The sequence below is a fragment of the Bacillus sp. sid0103 genome (assembly GCF_019219025.1).
In genome coordinates this window covers 52263-70291 of record NZ_JAHUWN010000007.1, presented here as the reverse complement: position 1 = coordinate 70291, position 18029 = coordinate 52263, and the positions used below count along the sequence as shown (strand labels likewise).

The following is an 18029-nucleotide window of genomic DNA, read 5'->3' as shown; positions in this document are numbered from 1 at the left end:
GGAGGAGAGGAATTGGGTAGAAAGTATTACAAGAGATTGACTTATACCCTGCTAGCACTTGTGTTATTTTTGCCAACATTTTTAACGGGGTTCATTCCACCGTTACGTGCAACAGCAGAAGTAACGAATCCATGGGTTACCATTTCAACTGGAGGAAATGAAGTAAATGAAATTGTTACCCAGAATGGTAAGGCTTATGCATTGCTTGGAGCAGGTGCTGGAAATGACAATGGGGTTAAAGCTGCTATTTTTCAAGAAAAGGATAAAGCAGCAAAAGAGTCAGGAACGATGGAATATACCTTTATTCCCGAATTGAATGCGGCAGATACCAGATTTGGTTTCTATCCACATTATAGTGACCCTAATAACTTTGTATTTGTAGGGTATGACTCACTCGGCTGGTTCTATGAATACAAATATCAAGGCAGTGGAACTTGGCTGCAAACTAGACCAAACATCCCACTTCCTGAAGCTGGGAGCAAACATTCCATTAAAATTAATTATAGCGGAGCCACATTGAATGTTACCTTAGATGGAAAAGATTTATTTGGACCGGTTACTTTATCAAATGATGTAAATAAGCTGCTAACAAGTAAGGAAGCGGTTAAACTTGGTGCTTTTGGTGGTAAAAACAGCCAAGTACTCATTGAATTGGGAGATGCTTCAGGAGATGGAGGTCAAGTGCCGGGAGAAGGAGAACTTGTTGACATTACTGATAACCAACTTGAAGAAGGTGATTTTAAAATCATCTCTGGTGACGGAAGCGTTACTTATAATCAAGATGGTTCAGCAACTTTCCATGTTACCTCTACCCAAAAGAATCGAATTGTCTACAATAAAATGAAAGCAATTAAGAATGGTATTTTTGAAGCTGATATTACTCCAGCAACTGGCTCCATGAACCGTTTTGGTCTAATCTATCGTGTGCAAAATCCATCTGCATACACGTATGTAGGTACTGGAGATCAAAATAATCAGTATTTTGGAGAAACCTTTGGTCCTGCAAACAGTTGGACGGCGATGTCCTCAAACGTGCCATTAGAAGCAAATAAAACCTATCATTTACTCATGAAATTCATGGACGATGTAGCTACCTTATACATTAACGATAAAAAGGTGAATTCCTGGACATTATCAGGCGGTGTTGATAAAACAGGTTTACTCGGATTTGAAAAAAGCCGTGGTGCTGCCAACATTACGATTTCAAACATCAAAATTAAAGAATATGTTCCACCTAAAGCACCAGATACTCCACCAGTTGAAGATTCATTAAGCTCAGACTTTATGGATGTCATTATTGACCAGGTATTCCCTCGTGTCATCGAATACCGGGTTGGCGATAAAGTAATGGATGGACAAAAATCTCCTGTTTACGGATTGAAAGTGAACGGCACTCTTTACTATCCAGAAGTAAGCTTTGAAAAGCTGAGTGACAGTGAAGCGTTGTATACATTAAAGGTAATCGATGAATATGAAAACCTTGATGCTGTATTTAAAATTTCTTTAAAAGTCCAAAAAAATAAAGTGATCTATACCTTTGAAGAAATCAACAACGCCAGAAGTGCAAAAATTGAAACGGTTGAATTGGCCGATTTGAACTTTATCTCAGTTAATTCAGCTCAAACCAATGCTAAAGCAAAATTAACGAATCTTAGCAGTGATGTGACCAAACCTGGGGATGTCGATATCACTGTCGATTCAACTTTGGGAGGCATTGGAACTTCAGAAAGATACTATAGTGCTTTCCTGTCAACGGACACATTGAGTGCAGGTGTATGGTCAAGTTCAGAAGTCAATGGCTACCGTAACCTAGTGGCAAATCGTTATCAAAGTCAAGATGGCAAGAAAGCCATCGGTATTGGTTCTAGCTTGCTTTATTCTCAAAGAGAATTTATGCAGGAACCTCAATTCAATAAACCTACTGTGAAAATTGCTATTGCTGACGATTTAAATAAAGATGATGAAATTGACTGGCAGGACGGTGCGATTGCCTACCGAGAAATTATGCAAGACATAAAAGGATCAGAAGATGTAAACAATCTTGTCGGCACACGTATTGCTATGAATTTTGGATCACAAGTACAACAGCCATTCTTAAAAACATTGGATAATGTTAAAAAGGTAGCTCTCGCTACAGATGGATTAGGCCAGGCTGTTCTGTTAAAAGGATATGCGAATGAAGGACATGACAGCGGGCACCCGGATTATGGTGATGTCGGTGAACGGATGGGTGGTGCTGACGATTTAAAAACACTTATTAGTGAAGGTCATAAGTACAATTCTGAATTTGGTGTCCATATTAATGCCCAAGAAACGTATCCTGAAGCAAAAGCTTTTAGTGAGGATTTTATTGATGGTCCAAATTCCAAAGGCTGGGGCTGGTTAGATCAATCCTATACTATCAATAAATTAAAAGATTTATATTCTGGGACGCGTGCAAAAAGACTGGATGAATTGAAAGCTGCTGCACCAGGTCTTGACTTTATTTATTTGGATGTATGGTATCAAGACCAGTGGGAATCTGATAGAGTTGCAGAACAATTTATGGATAGAGGTTGGAGAGTATCAACCGAGTTTGGTACTTCTATTGCCAATTATTCAACCTGGCAGCACTGGGCAACGGATAAGAACTACGGTGGGGCAGCCAGCAAAGGAATCAACTCAGAAGTACTCCGCTTTATTAGCAATCACCAAAAAGATTCTTGGGTGTTGAATTGGCCTGAAGCAGGCGGAACGGCTGATCATCCATTGCTTGGCGGATTTGAATTAGCCGGCTTCGAGGGATGGCAATCTGATAAGAGCTTTGACCAGTTTATTCGGATGACATTCGATACAAATCTTCCAACTAAATTTTTACAAAAGTATTATGTCACAGATTGGTCAGATGTCGAAGGTGATAAAAACAAAACAAACTTGGAAAAGGAAATTAAATTGGCGGACCCAAGTAATGGGGATGATGTTGTTGTAACAAGAAAAGACAACTCCAGAGAACGTGTCATTACACTTAATGGAGATGTTGTCCTTGATGGACATACTTATCTACTTCCGTGGGTAGAACAGGATTTCAAGACTCCAACACCTAATTCCGAAAAACTTTATCACTGGAATTTGGAAGGCGGAACAACTACTTGGACGCTCCCAAATGAATATTCAGGTATATCTAAAGTTTATGTATATAAATTGACCGATCAGGGTAGAACAGATGTGCAGAAAGTCAAGGTGGTCAATAATCAAGTAACATTGAGGGCTGAGGCAGCTACACCTTATATTGTCGTACCGGAAAAAAAGGAGAAGGGCTTACAAATCGAAGACTGGAGCAAAGGTGCTCATGTCTATGACACAGGATTCAATTCAGGAACAGTCAAAGATGAAGATACAAAAGTTGCTGGTGACAAAGATGCTGTAAGTGTCATCAGAACGAATCAAACTGGCGCTGCCCGAAATTTAAGCAGCGGCGACTATTATTTGAATATGGAAAGTCCTTCTCGCTATACAACCGTTACACGTACCATTACTGGCCTTGAAGCTGGCAAAGATTATGTAGCAGAGGTCTATGTAGAAAACAATAGTGATGTAAAAGCCGGAATAAAAGTAAGTAGCGAGGGAAAAGATGTAAGCAATTACACGGTGCGGAGCCTGCAAAAGAACTTTGTAAAAGCAGACTCACATGCTACGAACGATGGGTACAATAGCAAAATGCAAAGGATGCAAGTAAGCTTTACGGCTACATCTAAAAAGGCTGAATTAATTCTCAGCCGTGAGGCCGGTGAAGGAAATACCAAATTTGATGATATACGAGTCGTTCAAAAATCTCTGAAAAATGATGTTTCACCTGGGGTATTTGAACAAGATTTTGAAACGGTCGCGCAAGGAATTTACCCATTTGTTATTGGTAATACGGAAGGTGTTGAAGACAACAGAATTCATTTGTCTGAATTACATGCACCGTATACACAAAAAGGATGGGCAGGCAAAAAATTAATAGATGATGTCATCGAAGGAAATTGGTCCGTTAAAGTAAATACTGGAAACAAAGGCTTAGTGTATCGCACCATTCCGCAGCACTTCCACTTTGAACCAGGAGTAACCTATAAAGTATCCTTTGACTATCAAACTACTGCCAATTCCTATCGCTTTATCTCAGGGGATCAAGAGATTGATGCACGAGATATTATGGTTGCCAATGGACTAAGTTTGAATAATACGCTTCCGGCATCTATCAATACCAAAACTGCAGAGTTTACTGTAACTGGTTCCGAGAATAGGCAAACATATATTGGAATTTTCAATGATGGAACTAGTTTGAATGGAGATACCGGGGCAGGAACTTTTGTTTTAGACAATCTTCGCATTGAACGTTTAGCCACAGGGTTGAAGGTTAAAGATGCAACAATTTCTACTGGCGAATAACTAGATTTAAAATCACTGAAAGCATTTACTGAAGACTCCAAAGGAAATCGCTGATTTCGTCCAAACTGCTTCTGTCACAATAAAGTATTTTTAGTCTGCTAAAACTATACAGGTTCTTCCTCTTTCGCTAAAAAAGCGAAAGGGGATTTTTTTAATTATGCGAAAGAGATTAAAGAAAGGAGGCAATATTGGAATGAATGAACGATTAAGAGGGAAATAAGAACTAAAAAAATAGATTGGCTATAAAGAGGGGATTATGATTGAATGGAGCACCACCTTTTAAAACAAGAAAAGGTGGTGCATTTGTTTGTGATTTAATTTAAGGGTTCAATCCATTTTCACATTAATCACTAGTAGATGAATGCGTCAGCATTCGGGAGTGGAATTTAAAATGTTCTAAAAATTTCTTTGTGTTGATGGAAAAATGATTTTTCTCCGAGCGAACCCAACCTAATCCAATCTTTTCTTGTTCGAAATTGATTATTTCAATAGGAACGATTTCACCGCTTAATACATAGGGATCATTTTTTATCGAAAAATCTTGCCCGAAACTAATTCCTAATCCCTGTAAAATCGCTTTTTTAATTACTTCTGTATTATCCGAGGTAAATAAAATATTCATTGGCCCAAATTTACTAATTAAATCATTGGCAAAGAGTTTCACATAATCCCCATTATATAGAATGATGCTTTGAGTCATCAATTGTTCAGGCGTTATCGATTTATGTAACGCTAAAGGAGACGATTTGCTGACATACACCTTCATTTTTCCTTCATGTATAACTTCAAATATTAAATCATCTCTTTTTTTTATTAAATCTTCGTAAATCGTGATAAGGCCAATGTCAATCTGATTATTTTCGACAAGCTCAATAATATGCTGAGTGCCTTTTTCTGAGATTTCTATATTCACATTTGGATAAGCGTTTTTAAAAGAAGATAAAGGCTCTAACAGGAACAGCATAAAGCCAGGGATCGATGATAGCTTTAAATTTCCGGAAATAATCGTGTTAAAAGATTGGGCTTCTTCTTTAAATTCTTGTAGTCGGACTAATACCTCATATGCCTTTTTAATTAAAGTTTTCCCTTCATTAGTTGGAACGGCACCAAGTCGTCGGTGGCGTTTAAATAGTTTAACGCCCAACTCCTCCTCTAATCTAGTAATGGATTGACTGATTCCCGATTGAGAAACATGAAGGTTTTCTGCTGCTATTGAAATAGATCCCGTTTCTGCAACCTTTACAATGTACTCCAATTGTTCGATATGCATAGATTTCTCCTTAAATATAGAAGTGTAGCTTATATAAACTTCATTAATGGTTGATTTATTTAAGTGTAAATTATATATATAATAAATTCAAGAAAATCTTAATTTTCTAAAAAATAATACAGAGAGGAAAAGGATGACTTTGAATCTGAATGAGAATTTAAAGAACAGTGCAGCAAGATTTCCTAATCGCACCGCCTATACGTTTCTGAATCAAAGTAAAACATATGCAGAACTAGATAAATTGGTAGAATGTGCTGCATCCGGTCTATCAGCCGCAGGCATCACAAAGGGTGATAGAGTCGCTCTATTACTAGGTAATTGTCCTGAGTTTGTAACTGCTTACTTCGGGATTCTTCGGGCAGGCGCAGTGGTTGTTCCGATTAATCCTGCCTACACTTCTGGAGAAATTGCTTATATTCTATCAAATAGTCAAGCGAAGGCAGTGATTGCTCATTCTTCTTCAGAACCGACAATATCGCCATTAAGTGAGAAACTAGAACAATTGAAGTTGGTTATCTATACAGAGTCAATCGAGTTCGAATGGCCTTGGGAGCGTCTCATTCAGGAACCAAAAGAAGTTTTTGAAAGCCTTTCCATCGATGAGGATGATTTAGCAGTCATTCTTTATACTTCAGGAACAACTGGAAAGCCGAAGGGTGCCATGCTATCCCATCGAAATCTGGCATCTAATGCTGATTCGATGTCCCAGCTTACTGAGTTCACTGAAGAAGATCGTATTATTGCGGTTCTTCCGATGTTCCATGTGTTTTGTATCGCGACTTGCATCAACATTCCGATCGCTTGCGGGGCAGCCATTGTTATTGTTCCGAAATTTAGCCCAACCGAAGTGATCAACACGATTAGAAGAGAGAATGCGACGATTTTTGCCGGAGTTCCAACCATGTATAGCTTTTTGTTACAGGTACCAGTAGCGTCAGCAGAAGACTTTTCATCGATACGAGTTTGTTTTTCAGGTGGTGCTTCGATTCCAGTCGAATTATTACATAGATTCGAAGAGAAGTATAAGGTTCACGTTTTAGAGGGGTATGGCCTTTCTGAAACGGCTCCTGTGACAGCCTTCAATCCGTTACGGGGAACACGGAAACCAGGCTCTGTCGGTATAGATATACCGGAAGTGAAGAATAAAGTGGTGGATTCGAATGGAAGGGAAGTTCCAAGAGGCGAAATCGGCGAGTTAATTGTAAACGGCCCTAATGTGATGATGGGGTATTTAGAAATGCCGGAAGCTACATCTTCCGCTTTGAAAGACGGATGGTTTTATACGGGTGATCTGGCCCGAATGGATGATGAAGGATACATTTACATCGTTGACCGTAAAAAAGATATGATCCTCGTTGGCGGATACAATGTCTATCCGAGAGAAGTCGAAGAGGTAATATACCAACATCCGGCCATTGTCGAAACGGCCGTGATCGGAATTCCGGATAAAGAATACGGAGAGATCGTGAAGGCTTTTGTGGTTACTAATGATGATGGTATCACGATGGATGACATCCTTTATTTCTGCCAAGACAAGCTTGCAAAGTACAAGCTGCCAAAACAAGTGGAATTTATGAAGGAATTACCTAAGAACAGTACAGGTAAAATTTTGAAAAGAGCTTTGCAGGTTGAACAAGTGGAAGTTTAATTAGTTTGATAGAGAACTTGTCTAAAAAACATTGGTGGATTTTTAAAGAGTAAATAACAAGGAGGACTTTCTATGGAATCAACAGTGCAAACATTGGAATTTCCACTCTTTTTAAATGGGGAGTGGAAGCCAGCGATAAGCGGAGAAACGTTTGATGTAATCAACCCTGCAACTGGTGAAGTCGTGGCTAAGGTAGCGAAAGCTGGGAAAGAAGATGTGGAGGCGGCCGTTTCATCTGCTCGACAGGCCTTTGATTCTGGAGTATGGGCTAAAAAATCTCCACAAGAACGTGCTCACGTCCTTGTCCAATTTGGAAACAAGATCATTGAACATGCTGAAGAATTGGGGTACTTAGAGTCGATTAGTTCGGGAGCGACAGTTCGACGGATTTCAAACCTAGACATCCTATCTATTGTCGATCTCTTACAGCAGACGGCAAAGTTTACCGTAGAGTATCCGTATGTTGAGTCTCTTCCTACTGTACCATTTCCTGGACCAAGCAATAACCAAGTCTGGCGAGAGCCGCTTGGGGTTGTAGCAGCTGTTACTGCTTGGAACTTTCCAATGATTTTAGCTATGTGGAAAATTGCTCCTGCGTTGGCTATGGGTAACTCGATCATAATCAAACCAGCATCCAATACACCGCTATCTACCTTGAAATTAGCGGAATTGGCTGTTGAGGCAGGATTACCGGCAGGTGTATTCAATGTTGTATCAGGCCCTGGTGCCAGCATTGGAGAAGCTCTTGTCACGCATCCAAGTGTGGACAAAGTGGCTTTTACCGGTTCTACAGAAGTAGGAAGTCGCATTATGCAGCAGGCATCTAAAACGGTGAAACGCGTCACGCTTGAGTTAGGCGGGAAATCACCTGCAATCGTATTGCCGGATGCTGACATGAGCATTACCATTCCTGGTATTTTATTCGGATTCTTGACGCACTCTGGGCAAGTTTGTGAATCCGGTACGCGTGTATTAGTACATGATTCCATTTATGACCAGGTAATTGAACAATTAGCTGAGCTTGCCAGCACGATTACAATTGGAAATCCGTTAGATATCGCAACAGGAATGGGACCGATGGTATCACAGCAACAATTGGATACAGTACTCTCTTATATTGAATCTGGAATTCAAGAAGGGGCACGATTGGTTTGTGGAGGAAAGCGTGCAATTGTAGAAGGATTTGAAAATGGCTATTATATTGAGCCTACAATTTTTGCCGATGTTCATAATGACATGAAGATTGCTAGAGAAGAAATCTTTGGTCCTGTGCTCTCGGTCATCCGTTACTCCACAGTTGAGGAAGCAATCGAAATTGCGAATGACACGATTTATGGATTAGCAGGTGGAGTTTGGACAAAGGATGTAAATAAAGGAATGAAAATAGCCCGTGAATTAAAGGCTGGAACAATCTGGATCAATGATTGGCATATGCTCCGTAGTGATGCTCCATTTGGGGGATACAAGCAAAGCGGTTTCGGGCGAGAATTAGGCCGCCACGCACTTGACGAATATTCGCAGCTAAAGCATGTTCACTGTTCACTCGTACCTGAAGTAAGCCAAAGACCTTGGTACCAAATCTTATTGGGATAAAACAGATTCATTTATTAATACAAGGCTATGTTAACGCTTAATGTTGATTTTGGCACCCTGTTGACTGGAACGGAAGGAGCGAAGACTCCTGCGGGAGGACGGGGCAGGGGAGACCCCGCAGGAGCGCAGCGACGAGGAGGCTCCCCGGACCGCCCGCGGAAAGCGAAGCGCCTGGAGTGGAAGTCAACAGGCAACTTTAACCTGGCCTATACAAAAATAATAAAGGGTGATTCTATGTCGACATCATTTTTTCAATTTTCTGTTCGAACGATTGTAAATAGCGGAGCGGGATCAAGAAGTTTGCTTCCTGAGATGATTAAAGGGCTTGGGGGTAAACGAGCAGTACTTTTCACGGATAAGGGTTTAACCCAAGCCGGAATTACAGCTCAAATTAAAGAATTATTTGAAATCATGCCGGGTACGCCGCAGCTCGTTGGGGTTTTTGAAGATATCGAACAGGATGCAAAAGGTGAAATTATTAATCGCGGAGCTCGCTTCTTTAAAGAATGCAACGGTGATTCCTTAATTGCTCTTGGAGGCGGCAGCGTTTTGGATACGGTAAAAGGGATCAAGTGGATGCTCCATAAAGGTTTGGACGATATACGTGATTCCCTTCTTACCGGAAATGTGATGGAGTGGTGGCCGGAAGCCCAATATATTTTTATTCCGCATGTAGCTATTGCGACAACGGCGGGAACAGGTGCTGAAGTATCACCGGTAGCCGTTATCCTTAATGAAAAGCTTGGAATAAAAACAAATCTTCTTCATCCATTTATCAATGCGGATATGGCTATTCTGGATCCGGATTTAACGGTAGGGCTTCCTCCTAAAATCACTGCCTTTACAGGATTTGATGCATTAACTCATGCAGTGGAGGCTTATTTTTCACAAAAGGCCAATCCGATGACAGATGCCTATGCAATTCAATCGATTCGAATGATTGTAGACAATTTAGAAACTGCTGTTCGAAAAGGGGACGATCTTTCAGCAAGAGCGAATATGCTAATGGCAAGTTCGATGGCTATTTCTGCTTTTTGCCTTGCGATGAATGCGGTTCCAGTTCATAACATGGCACATGCGTTAGGGGCAAAATTTCATATCCCGCACGGGCTAGCTAACGCTGTATTGTTGCCGAATGTAATGGAGTCCCTACCGACGTACTATTTGCCAAGAATTACGGGGTTCGCCCAAGCGTTGGGTATCGCAAATCCATCAGAACAACCCGAAAAATGTTTAGAGGAAGTTGTCCAATATATAAGGGATCTCCGCAAAGCAGTGAATTTGCCAGACACTTTTGGTGAATTTGAATGTAACGAAGAGACACTTCAACATTTGGTACCAGCTGTTCATAATGACCCTGCCGGAGTTTTCTATAAGATACCAGCCACGATTATCACCAAAGTAATAAATGAAGTTTTCGAGGTACCTGCGATAAAGGCTTAATCTCGTTTACAAGGTGTAAAGCGCTAATTTTACATTTCATAATCTGGCAATCTAGTTATATGGAAAACACTTGAAAACCTCCTCTTAATGTTTGGTTGGTGAACTGACATTATAGCCAGGTAATCAAAAGTGTTTTCCTTTTTTTAAATTTAAAATAATAATCCTTGGAGGTTTGTATGAAAAGTAAAGTTTCAACTCAACCTATGTCCGCAACTTCTTTTACAAAAAAGGCAAATTTAGCAGTGTACGAATCTCTAAATTTTGATGATTTACAGGATTTCGTAGATGCAAACCGAGGCTTTATTGCACCTTTAGAATCCACCATGATTAAGGATGATTCTGGGGAAATCATCTGGGACATTGCTAAGTTAGAATTTCTAAACGACACGGCTCCTGACACAGTGAACCCAAGTTTATGGAGAAATGCACAATTACAGGCTATCTCGGGTTTGTTTGAAGTTGTAGAAGGTGTTTATCAAATTCGTGGGCAATCAATCGCCACCACTTTCTTTTTTGAAGGTAAACAAGGAGTCATTGTCTGTGATGCATTAGGAAGTAATGCATCTGCTAAAGCCGCAATGGAATTATATTATAATCATCGACCAAGAAAGCCAGTTTCAGCCATCATTATAAGTCAAAGTCATGCGGACCATTTTGGCGGTATTCAAGCAGTTCTAGAATATGCAGAGAATCCAGATATTCCAATTATAGCTCCCCAATATTTTACAGAAGAAGCGTTAAGTGAAAATGTGCTTTTAGGCACAATCATGGCGCGTCGAGCAGAGTATCAGTTTGGTAAAAATTTACCAGACGGCACGAAGGGCTCCGTATCTATAGGTATAGGTAATACGATGAGTTCAGGGACGATGAGTTTTGAGAAACCTACTGTTGAAATAGTAAACGAAATCCAAACGATGGAAATCGATGGGGTAACCTTTCAATTTTTATTAACTCCAAACACAGAAGCACCGGCTGAAATGCATTTTTATATCCAAGACTACAAAGCATTATTTGTCTCAGAGAACGCCAATAAATTGATGCATCAAATTTATACGGTAAGAGGGGCAAAAACCCGGGATGCCCTTCATTGGGCTAATTCACTCGATAAAACCATCGATTTATTTGAAAATGAAGAGATTGATGCCTTGCTCATGATTCATGCATGGCCTGTTTGGGGTAAGAATCAGGCATTAAACCATTTGAAATTGCAACGTGATTTATATAAATATATGCACGATCAGACAGTGCGCTTAGCCAATCACGGATATACGATGGATGAAATAGCTGAAACAATCAAACTTCCAGAAGCATTGGATACTTATTGGGGGAATCGTGGGTATTATGGTACGTTAAAGCATAATTCAAAGGGTATTTACAATTTTTACTTAGGCTATTATAGTGCTCATCCTTCAGATTTAGATCCATTACCACAAGTGGAAGCGGGTCTTAAATATGTAGAATACATGGGTGGAGCGGCTAATATTTTGAAACAAGCAAAAGCTGACTTTGAAAATGGTGAGTATCGCTGGGTAGCGCAAGTATTAAAAAATGTCGTAATGGCCGACCCAGAAAATTCGGAAGCAAAAAATTTATTAGCAGATGCATTCGAACAATTAGGATACCAAGCCGAATCAGCGAATTGGCGTAATATTTATCTTGTTGGTGCATCAGAACTAAGGAATGGAATAAATAAAGATAATTCCCCATTAGATGTTTCTGGAATCATTAAAAATATGCCAGTAGATGAATTCTTAAAGCTGATCGCTGTTAAACTAAACGGTCCAAAAGCAGATGGCAAAAAAATAACGCTGAATGTAACGTTATCAAATACTGATCAAGAATATACGATTTATTTAGAAAATTCCGTTTTAATTTTTAAAGCTGGTAAGTTAGATGCTGATCCAGATGTTTCCTTAACTCTTGATCAATTCACATTTTATGGAATTGGACTTGGTCTTCTCTCACCAGAACAAGCAGTAGCAGCAGGTAAATTAATCATTTCTGGCGACCAAACGAAACTGAATGAATTTTTATCACTTTTAGATGAGTTCGACCGGTTACCTAATATCGTAACTCCTTAATTAACTGAGAAAAATCATTTATGATTCAATTTTTTCACAATAAGCACCTGCTCAGTCTTGCTCGCTTTTAAGGCGGGCAAAGCAGGTGTTTTTTCTCCTTAGGTATGATTGCTAATTTTTATCGAAAAAAATGAATATATTTGGTGAGAGGCAGGAGTTTGAATGAAAAGTTGGACGAAATGGATTATTTTATTTGCACTTTTTATTATGTCTATTATTAATTTTGGTGACAAATCCATTACAGGTTTAGCCGGAATTCATATTATGGAGGATTTGAATCTAACCTCCACTCAGTTTGGCATTGTTGGCAGCAGTTTTTTTTGGTTGTTTTCAATAGTTGGAATAATAGGGGCTTCTTTATCTGATCGTTTTGGAACTGGGAAATTACTGGCTATTATGGCGATTATTTGGACAATTGCGCAATCTATGTTGTTGGTTGTATCAAGTCTACCACTGCTTATATTTAGTAGAGTATTACTAGGTGCAGGAGAAGGTGCTTTTTCTGCAACCGCAGTCAGCCATATTAGTAAATGGTTTAAACCGGAATCACGTGGACTTGCCATATCGATCATAAATTTTGGCAATGTTGTGGGGATCGCTGTTACTGCCCCAATTGTGGTTTTTCTAATCTCAAATTATGGTTGGAAGCAGGCGTTTTTTGTTTCTGGTATTTGTAGCTTTGTCTGGTTAATTTGTTGGCTTTGGCTGGGACGGCTGAAAGCACCTGAATCTTTTGAAGAAGAAGTAAGTAAACAGGAAAACAAACAAAATATTAATCGGAAAGATCTCTGGAAAGCTTTACGATCTCCCATTTTTATTTTTACAACCTTAACTTCATTTATTGCCTATTCTTTAATTGTCTTTGGACTCACCTTTAATCCTGCATACCTAATGAAAGTAAAGGGATTGTCTGAACAACAGTCTGCAATGATTATTGCCATTTCCGGATTAATAGGAGCGATTCTTGGAATGGTACTAGCGATAATTTCAGATCGTTTATACAAAAAAACGCAAAGTTTGTGGAAGTCGCGAACTCTATTTACTGCCATTTGTGCTATTCTTGCAGGGTTTTTGTATTCATTGTATCCCCTTGTAAATGGTTCAGGTTCAATCATCATCATTCTTTCTTTAGTAAATACATTAGTAGTCACAATAAACACACTTAATCCTACAGCAGTAACTAGTTTACTCCCACAGCGAAGAGGTGTTATGACAGGTACTTATTATGGAGTTATGTCTTCATCAGGTATTGTTGCTCCAATTATTTTTGGAAAACTTATTCAAGCTTCTGGTACAAATCCAGCAGGTGGTTTTAGTGCATCCCTTTATGGAATGTCTGTTGCTATGGTGATTGCAGCTATACTCATATACCTTTTCGGAAAACCAAAACAACGAGTCTCAACTGAGAATGATAAAAGAACAGTGAACCTCTAATGACAACTTTGATTTGAGATTATTTCACTGGACTAATTAATAACCTAGATTTCAAACTAAACCAAAATCTTTAATATATTTTAAAAGGATGTGCGTAATATGGCTGCAAAAAAAGATGATCTAATAGAATCATTGAAAGAGGAAAAACAGGACGAAGCAATCACTGTCGATAGCGAAAAAGGAGCATCGCTTTCTAGCCTAGACATGCTCTGGAGATATGCATTTCATGAATTAGATGAATGGGCAAAGTGTACGGATCAACGCGACAAAGTATTCTTAAAAGAGGTGAGACGATTCTCTGCAAGTGTACAACGGAATCAGGGAAATATAAAAGCAATAGTAGAGCAATTTAAAAAGGAATTAACTGAATGGGAAAAGACTGCACGAGATGAATTATTAATGTCAACCACCACCCTGCAGCATTTCTTTCCGATTTGGTCTTATGAGGAAATGAATGCGCAAATTGACCAGACTCAAAATACAGTATTGTCTTTCTTAAATACTCCGTATCAAACCATTGAAAACGGCCAGGCGATTGAGAAATACCTAGAAATGATGGAGCAATATATTGATCTTAGGAAAAAAGGAAGATTGCAATATATCAATACTGTTAAACAATCTGGAAATCCCCTCTATGAATATCAAAAGGGATTTGTCAATCTGTTTGCAACACAATTCAAAGAACGTTTCTTCCCGCTAAATAAATATATGGAAAAAACGGAATAACCTACAAAGTTTAATTTAAGGAGAGCAGCGCCATGTCAACTAAGAAAATCATTGATCCATTTGTTGGATTCAACCAATTAAGTGAAATGTGGGACAAACAAGTAATTGGCCTATTATATAACCTGACAGACAACAAAGAATTTGTTCGCACAGCAAGTTTCGGCCTCAACACCTATTCATTGTACCTAGAGCGACTTAGAAAGAACCAAGAACAAATTGCGGCACTAATGAATATCCCGACAAAGAAAGATGTCGCTAATGCCGCGAAGCAATCTATTCAGACAGAAGAAAAAATTGATATTTTAGAGGAACAAATTTGGAAATTACAAGACAGTGTAAGCTCCATTACGAAAGAAAATGTAGGAATGTTCGAAGAGATATTAACTATTGTCATGCAAATGAAGAATGAATTCCAAAAGATGTCCCAAGAGGTGGCGGAAGCCAAAAAAATGAATGATGACCTTCAGGAATTGCGGAAAGAAATAGAGAGAGGTCTCATCAAAATAGAGCGGGAAAAGCAGAAAAAAGAACCGGGAAAAAAGCAGGATAAAGATCTAGTGCTCACCGGTAATAATAAAATTAAATAACATCGAGGAGAGCAGTGATATTAATGAAAGCATTAGGAACAAACCTTTTTCCAAACTTAAACTTAGAAAAAGAAACGAAACGGTGGAACCAACTTTATAAAATTATGACCGAGCCAAAGCCAGAGATTGTACCTACACCAAGACAGACTGTCTGGAAGAAAAATAAAGCAACCTTATGGTATCATCCTGCAAAGGAAAAAAGACATGCCATCCCAGTATTTCTAGTCTACTCCTTGTTAAATAAGGCGTACATTCTTGATATCGGTGAAGGAAGCAGCGTTGTAGGCGGACTAACCGAGCGCGGCTATGATGTCTACCTATTGGATTGGGGGTCCCCTGGGCTTGAAGATTCGGATATCACCCTTGATCATTATATCATTGATTATTTGGAGAACGCCCTTAAACGAGCTTTAAGACATTCAGGTGCAAAGGAAATATCCCTTGCCGGTTATTGCCTGGGTGGAACCATTGCAGCCATCTTGGCTTCCATAACGGAACTGCCAATTAAGAATTTATCTCTTGCAGCCGTTCCAATCGATTTTAGTATCGGCATCTTTCCTGATAAATTGCTGGAGGCACTACAAAAAGGGCAGCTAAGCCTTGACCGTTTTGCCGATGCACATGGGACAATTCCAACAGAAATTATGTATTTGATATTTAGGATGGTATCACCGGGTTTTGCAAGTTCTAACATCAATCTGGTCACCCGTGCACATGATGAGAAATATGTAGAAAAGTGGCGCCGAATGGATAAGTGGACGAAGGACTCTGTTTCGTTTGCAGGTGCTGCATTCAAACAGTTGTTCAACGATCTCTATCAAGAGAACAAACTCTTAAAGGGAGAATTGGTGATTGGCGGCAGGAAGGTGGATTTAAAGAAGATAAACTGCCCGCTTTTTGTCTTCTCTTGCTCACGTGACACAATTATATTAGAGAAGCAAAGTCTTCCGTTGATGGACCTTGTTTCAAGTAAGGATAAAACTTATGAGGTTTATGAAGGTGGACATGTTTCACTGGTCTTGACCGGGGTATTCGCTGAAGTTTGGGATAAGTGGCTTTCGGATCGATCACAGGAAATTCAAGAAGTACTTGGATAATTTTTATTTACAAGAAATAGTGGGAAGGATTCTTATCCTTCCCGCTTCTCTTTTTTAGGCAGCATTTATTACAGGAGGTTTTTTAGTGAAGAAGATTGCTATAGATATGGACGAGGTTATTGCTGATTTTACTCCTAAATTCATAAAGCATTTTAATAGGCATTACAATGAGAATATTTCAATTGAAGATTTAAAAGGAAAGAGACTAAATGAACTGCGGCCTGATTTACGAAAAGAGATGATGGTATATATACAAGAACCTTCGTTCTTTCGGGATTTAGGAGTAATGAAAGATAGTCAAGAAGTAATAAAGGAATTAAGTGAACACTTTGAAATCTTTATTGCTACAGCTGCAATGGAGGTTCCTACCTCGTTGACTGCAAAGTATGAGTGGTTAAAAGAACATTTTAGTTTCTTAAAGGAAATGAATTTTGTCTTTTGTGGAGATAAGAGCATTATTAATTCGGACTATCTTATTGATGACCATGTAAGAAATCTGGAACAATTTTCTGGCCAAGGAATTTTATTTACAGCACCACATAATATTAATGAAACAGGCTATGTAAGAGTAAACAATTGGCTAGAGGTAAAGAATTACTTTCTAAAATAAATCTCTACCGCCCTTCAACTAAGGGCTGCTTTTTCTTTAAGTGGAATAACCAAAGACCGCAGAGAAACGTTCTTTTTTTTGTCAAAAATCAACAACGACATAAGAACTATTAATTTCAATATTAAATGTATATTAAATCAGTCTTCTTATAGACTAATGTAAAAAGGGTTGATTGTATGCAATTATATTGGATTTGGAGTACAGTTCTAATTGTTATAGTGGGAACGCTCTTATTAAGACTGGCTGGAAGAAATTCAATTGCCAAAATGACAGTCACCGAACTTGTTATAATGATAACGATTGGACCTTTACTTAGCCGTCCTATTGAAAACCAAGGGCTTTGGACTACATTTGGTGTTGCATCTGTTCTCATTTTTACGTTATTTGCAATCCAGTTACTTAAAATTACGTTTGTTGGGGTAGAAACTTTTCTTACAGGAAAACCAGTATTAGTAATTGAAAATGGAACCATAAATGAAGAAAACATGAAAAAAATAAAACTTACTACTGAAAATCTTGAAATGAGATTGAACCAAGCTGGAATTGATGCAATCGGTGATCTCGAGTGGGCAACAATTGAGGTTAGTGGAGAACTTGGTTATAAGTTGAAGTCAGATAAGCAACCAGCCACCAAACAGGACATTCAGAATTTACTACAATTAATCGAAACCAAGTTTTCCGATTCTTAGAGTAACATCTTCAGCAGCTAACCCTTTGCTAGCCGATAAGAAACTAGATAGAAGTGTTATCTCTACAATTATTACTTACAGACACTTATAAATAGCAGACATACTTATACCAACGAGAATGAATAATGTTCTATTTACAATGTGAAAATTTATATTATATATTAAACAGTTAACTTTTATAGAGTCAACATAAAAAGTTATATATTCAAATTTCAATCCAAGTACGCTCAATATTCTTTAACCATCTTAGCAAGATGAACAAAAAAAGTCTGATTTCTTTACTTTAGGTAAAAAAAATCAGACTTTTTTTATATTCTAAGAGGACGCAATTTATTATCCAAGAACATTAAAGGAACAAATACAATCAAAAAAATCGTGAAAGTCACACAACTTGTTGTGAAGAAATAAAAAATGTTATTTCAACTTTATATTATCTTCATT

At 38.6% G+C, this 18029-nt stretch carries 12 protein-coding genes; 11 read left to right on the top strand and 1 reads right to left on the bottom strand.

The window, feature by feature from the left end; all coding sequences use genetic code 11:
• Window positions 1-12 precede the first annotated feature (12 nt).
• Window positions 13-4410 (top strand): endo-alpha-N-acetylgalactosaminidase family protein, encoded by a 4398-nt coding sequence (locus KW850_RS09790; RefSeq protein WP_218347380.1) that lies wholly within the window; start codon window positions 13-15, stop codon window positions 4408-4410.
• Window positions 4411-4753: 343 nt separating this feature from the next.
• Here the strand turns inward: KW850_RS09790 and KW850_RS09785 are convergent, their stop codons facing one another.
• Window positions 4754-5680 (bottom strand): LysR family transcriptional regulator, encoded by a 927-nt coding sequence (locus tag KW850_RS09785; protein ID WP_218347379.1) that lies wholly within the window; start codon window positions 5678-5680, stop codon window positions 4754-4756.
• A 133-nt stretch (window positions 5681-5813) separates the two neighbouring features.
• Here KW850_RS09785 and KW850_RS09780 point away from each other — a divergent pair, with 133 nt between their 5' ends.
• The 10 genes from KW850_RS09780 to KW850_RS09735 all read left to right on the top strand — a co-directional run bounded on the left by KW850_RS09780 (window position 5814) and on the right by KW850_RS09735 (window position 17588).
• Window positions 5814-7328 (top strand): long-chain-fatty-acid--CoA ligase, encoded by a 1515-nt coding sequence (locus KW850_RS09780; RefSeq protein ID WP_305730290.1) that lies wholly within the window; start codon window positions 5814-5816, stop codon window positions 7326-7328.
• A gap of 72 nt (window positions 7329-7400) precedes the next feature.
• Entirely contained in the window at window positions 7401-8921 is a 1521-nt protein-coding gene (locus KW850_RS09775; RefSeq protein ID WP_218347378.1) for an aldehyde dehydrogenase family protein, read from the top strand.
• 27 nt (window positions 8922-8948) lie between these two features.
• Complete coding sequence (locus tag KW850_RS09770; RefSeq protein ID WP_256358176.1) at window positions 8949-10364, top strand: iron-containing alcohol dehydrogenase; 1416 nt, start codon at window positions 8949-8951, stop codon at window positions 10362-10364.
• A gap of 176 nt (window positions 10365-10540) precedes the next feature.
• Complete coding sequence (locus tag KW850_RS09765) at window positions 10541-12445, top strand: alkyl/aryl-sulfatase (RefSeq protein WP_218347376.1); 1905 nt, start codon at window positions 10541-10543, stop codon at window positions 12443-12445.
• Between the two features lie 162 nt (window positions 12446-12607).
• A complete protein-coding gene (locus KW850_RS09760; RefSeq protein WP_218347375.1) occupies window positions 12608-13879 on the top strand; it encodes an MFS transporter in 1272 nt (423 codons plus the stop codon).
• A gap of 99 nt (window positions 13880-13978) precedes the next feature.
• Window positions 13979-14605, top strand: coding sequence for a hypothetical protein (locus tag KW850_RS09755; protein WP_218347374.1), 627 nt, complete (start codon window positions 13979-13981; stop codon window positions 14603-14605).
• A gap of 32 nt (window positions 14606-14637) precedes the next feature.
• Complete coding sequence (locus tag KW850_RS09750; RefSeq protein WP_218347373.1) at window positions 14638-15192, top strand: polyhydroxyalkanoate biosynthesis repressor PhaR; 555 nt, start codon at window positions 14638-14640, stop codon at window positions 15190-15192.
• A gap of 23 nt (window positions 15193-15215) precedes the next feature.
• Window positions 15216-16289 carry an alpha/beta fold hydrolase gene (locus tag KW850_RS09745; RefSeq protein WP_256358175.1) on the top strand — a complete coding sequence of 358 codons (1074 nt, stop codon included), beginning with the start codon at window positions 15216-15218 and terminating at the stop codon, window positions 16287-16289.
• A gap of 106 nt (window positions 16290-16395) precedes the next feature.
• Window positions 16396-16899 (top strand): 5' nucleotidase, NT5C type, encoded by a 504-nt coding sequence (locus KW850_RS09740; RefSeq protein WP_218347504.1) that lies wholly within the window; start codon window positions 16396-16398, stop codon window positions 16897-16899.
• A 176-nt stretch (window positions 16900-17075) separates the two neighbouring features.
• Window positions 17076-17588 (top strand): DUF421 domain-containing protein, encoded by a 513-nt coding sequence (locus KW850_RS09735; protein WP_218347372.1) that lies wholly within the window; start codon window positions 17076-17078, stop codon window positions 17586-17588.
• The last annotated feature ends 441 nt before the right edge of the window (window positions 17589-18029 follow it).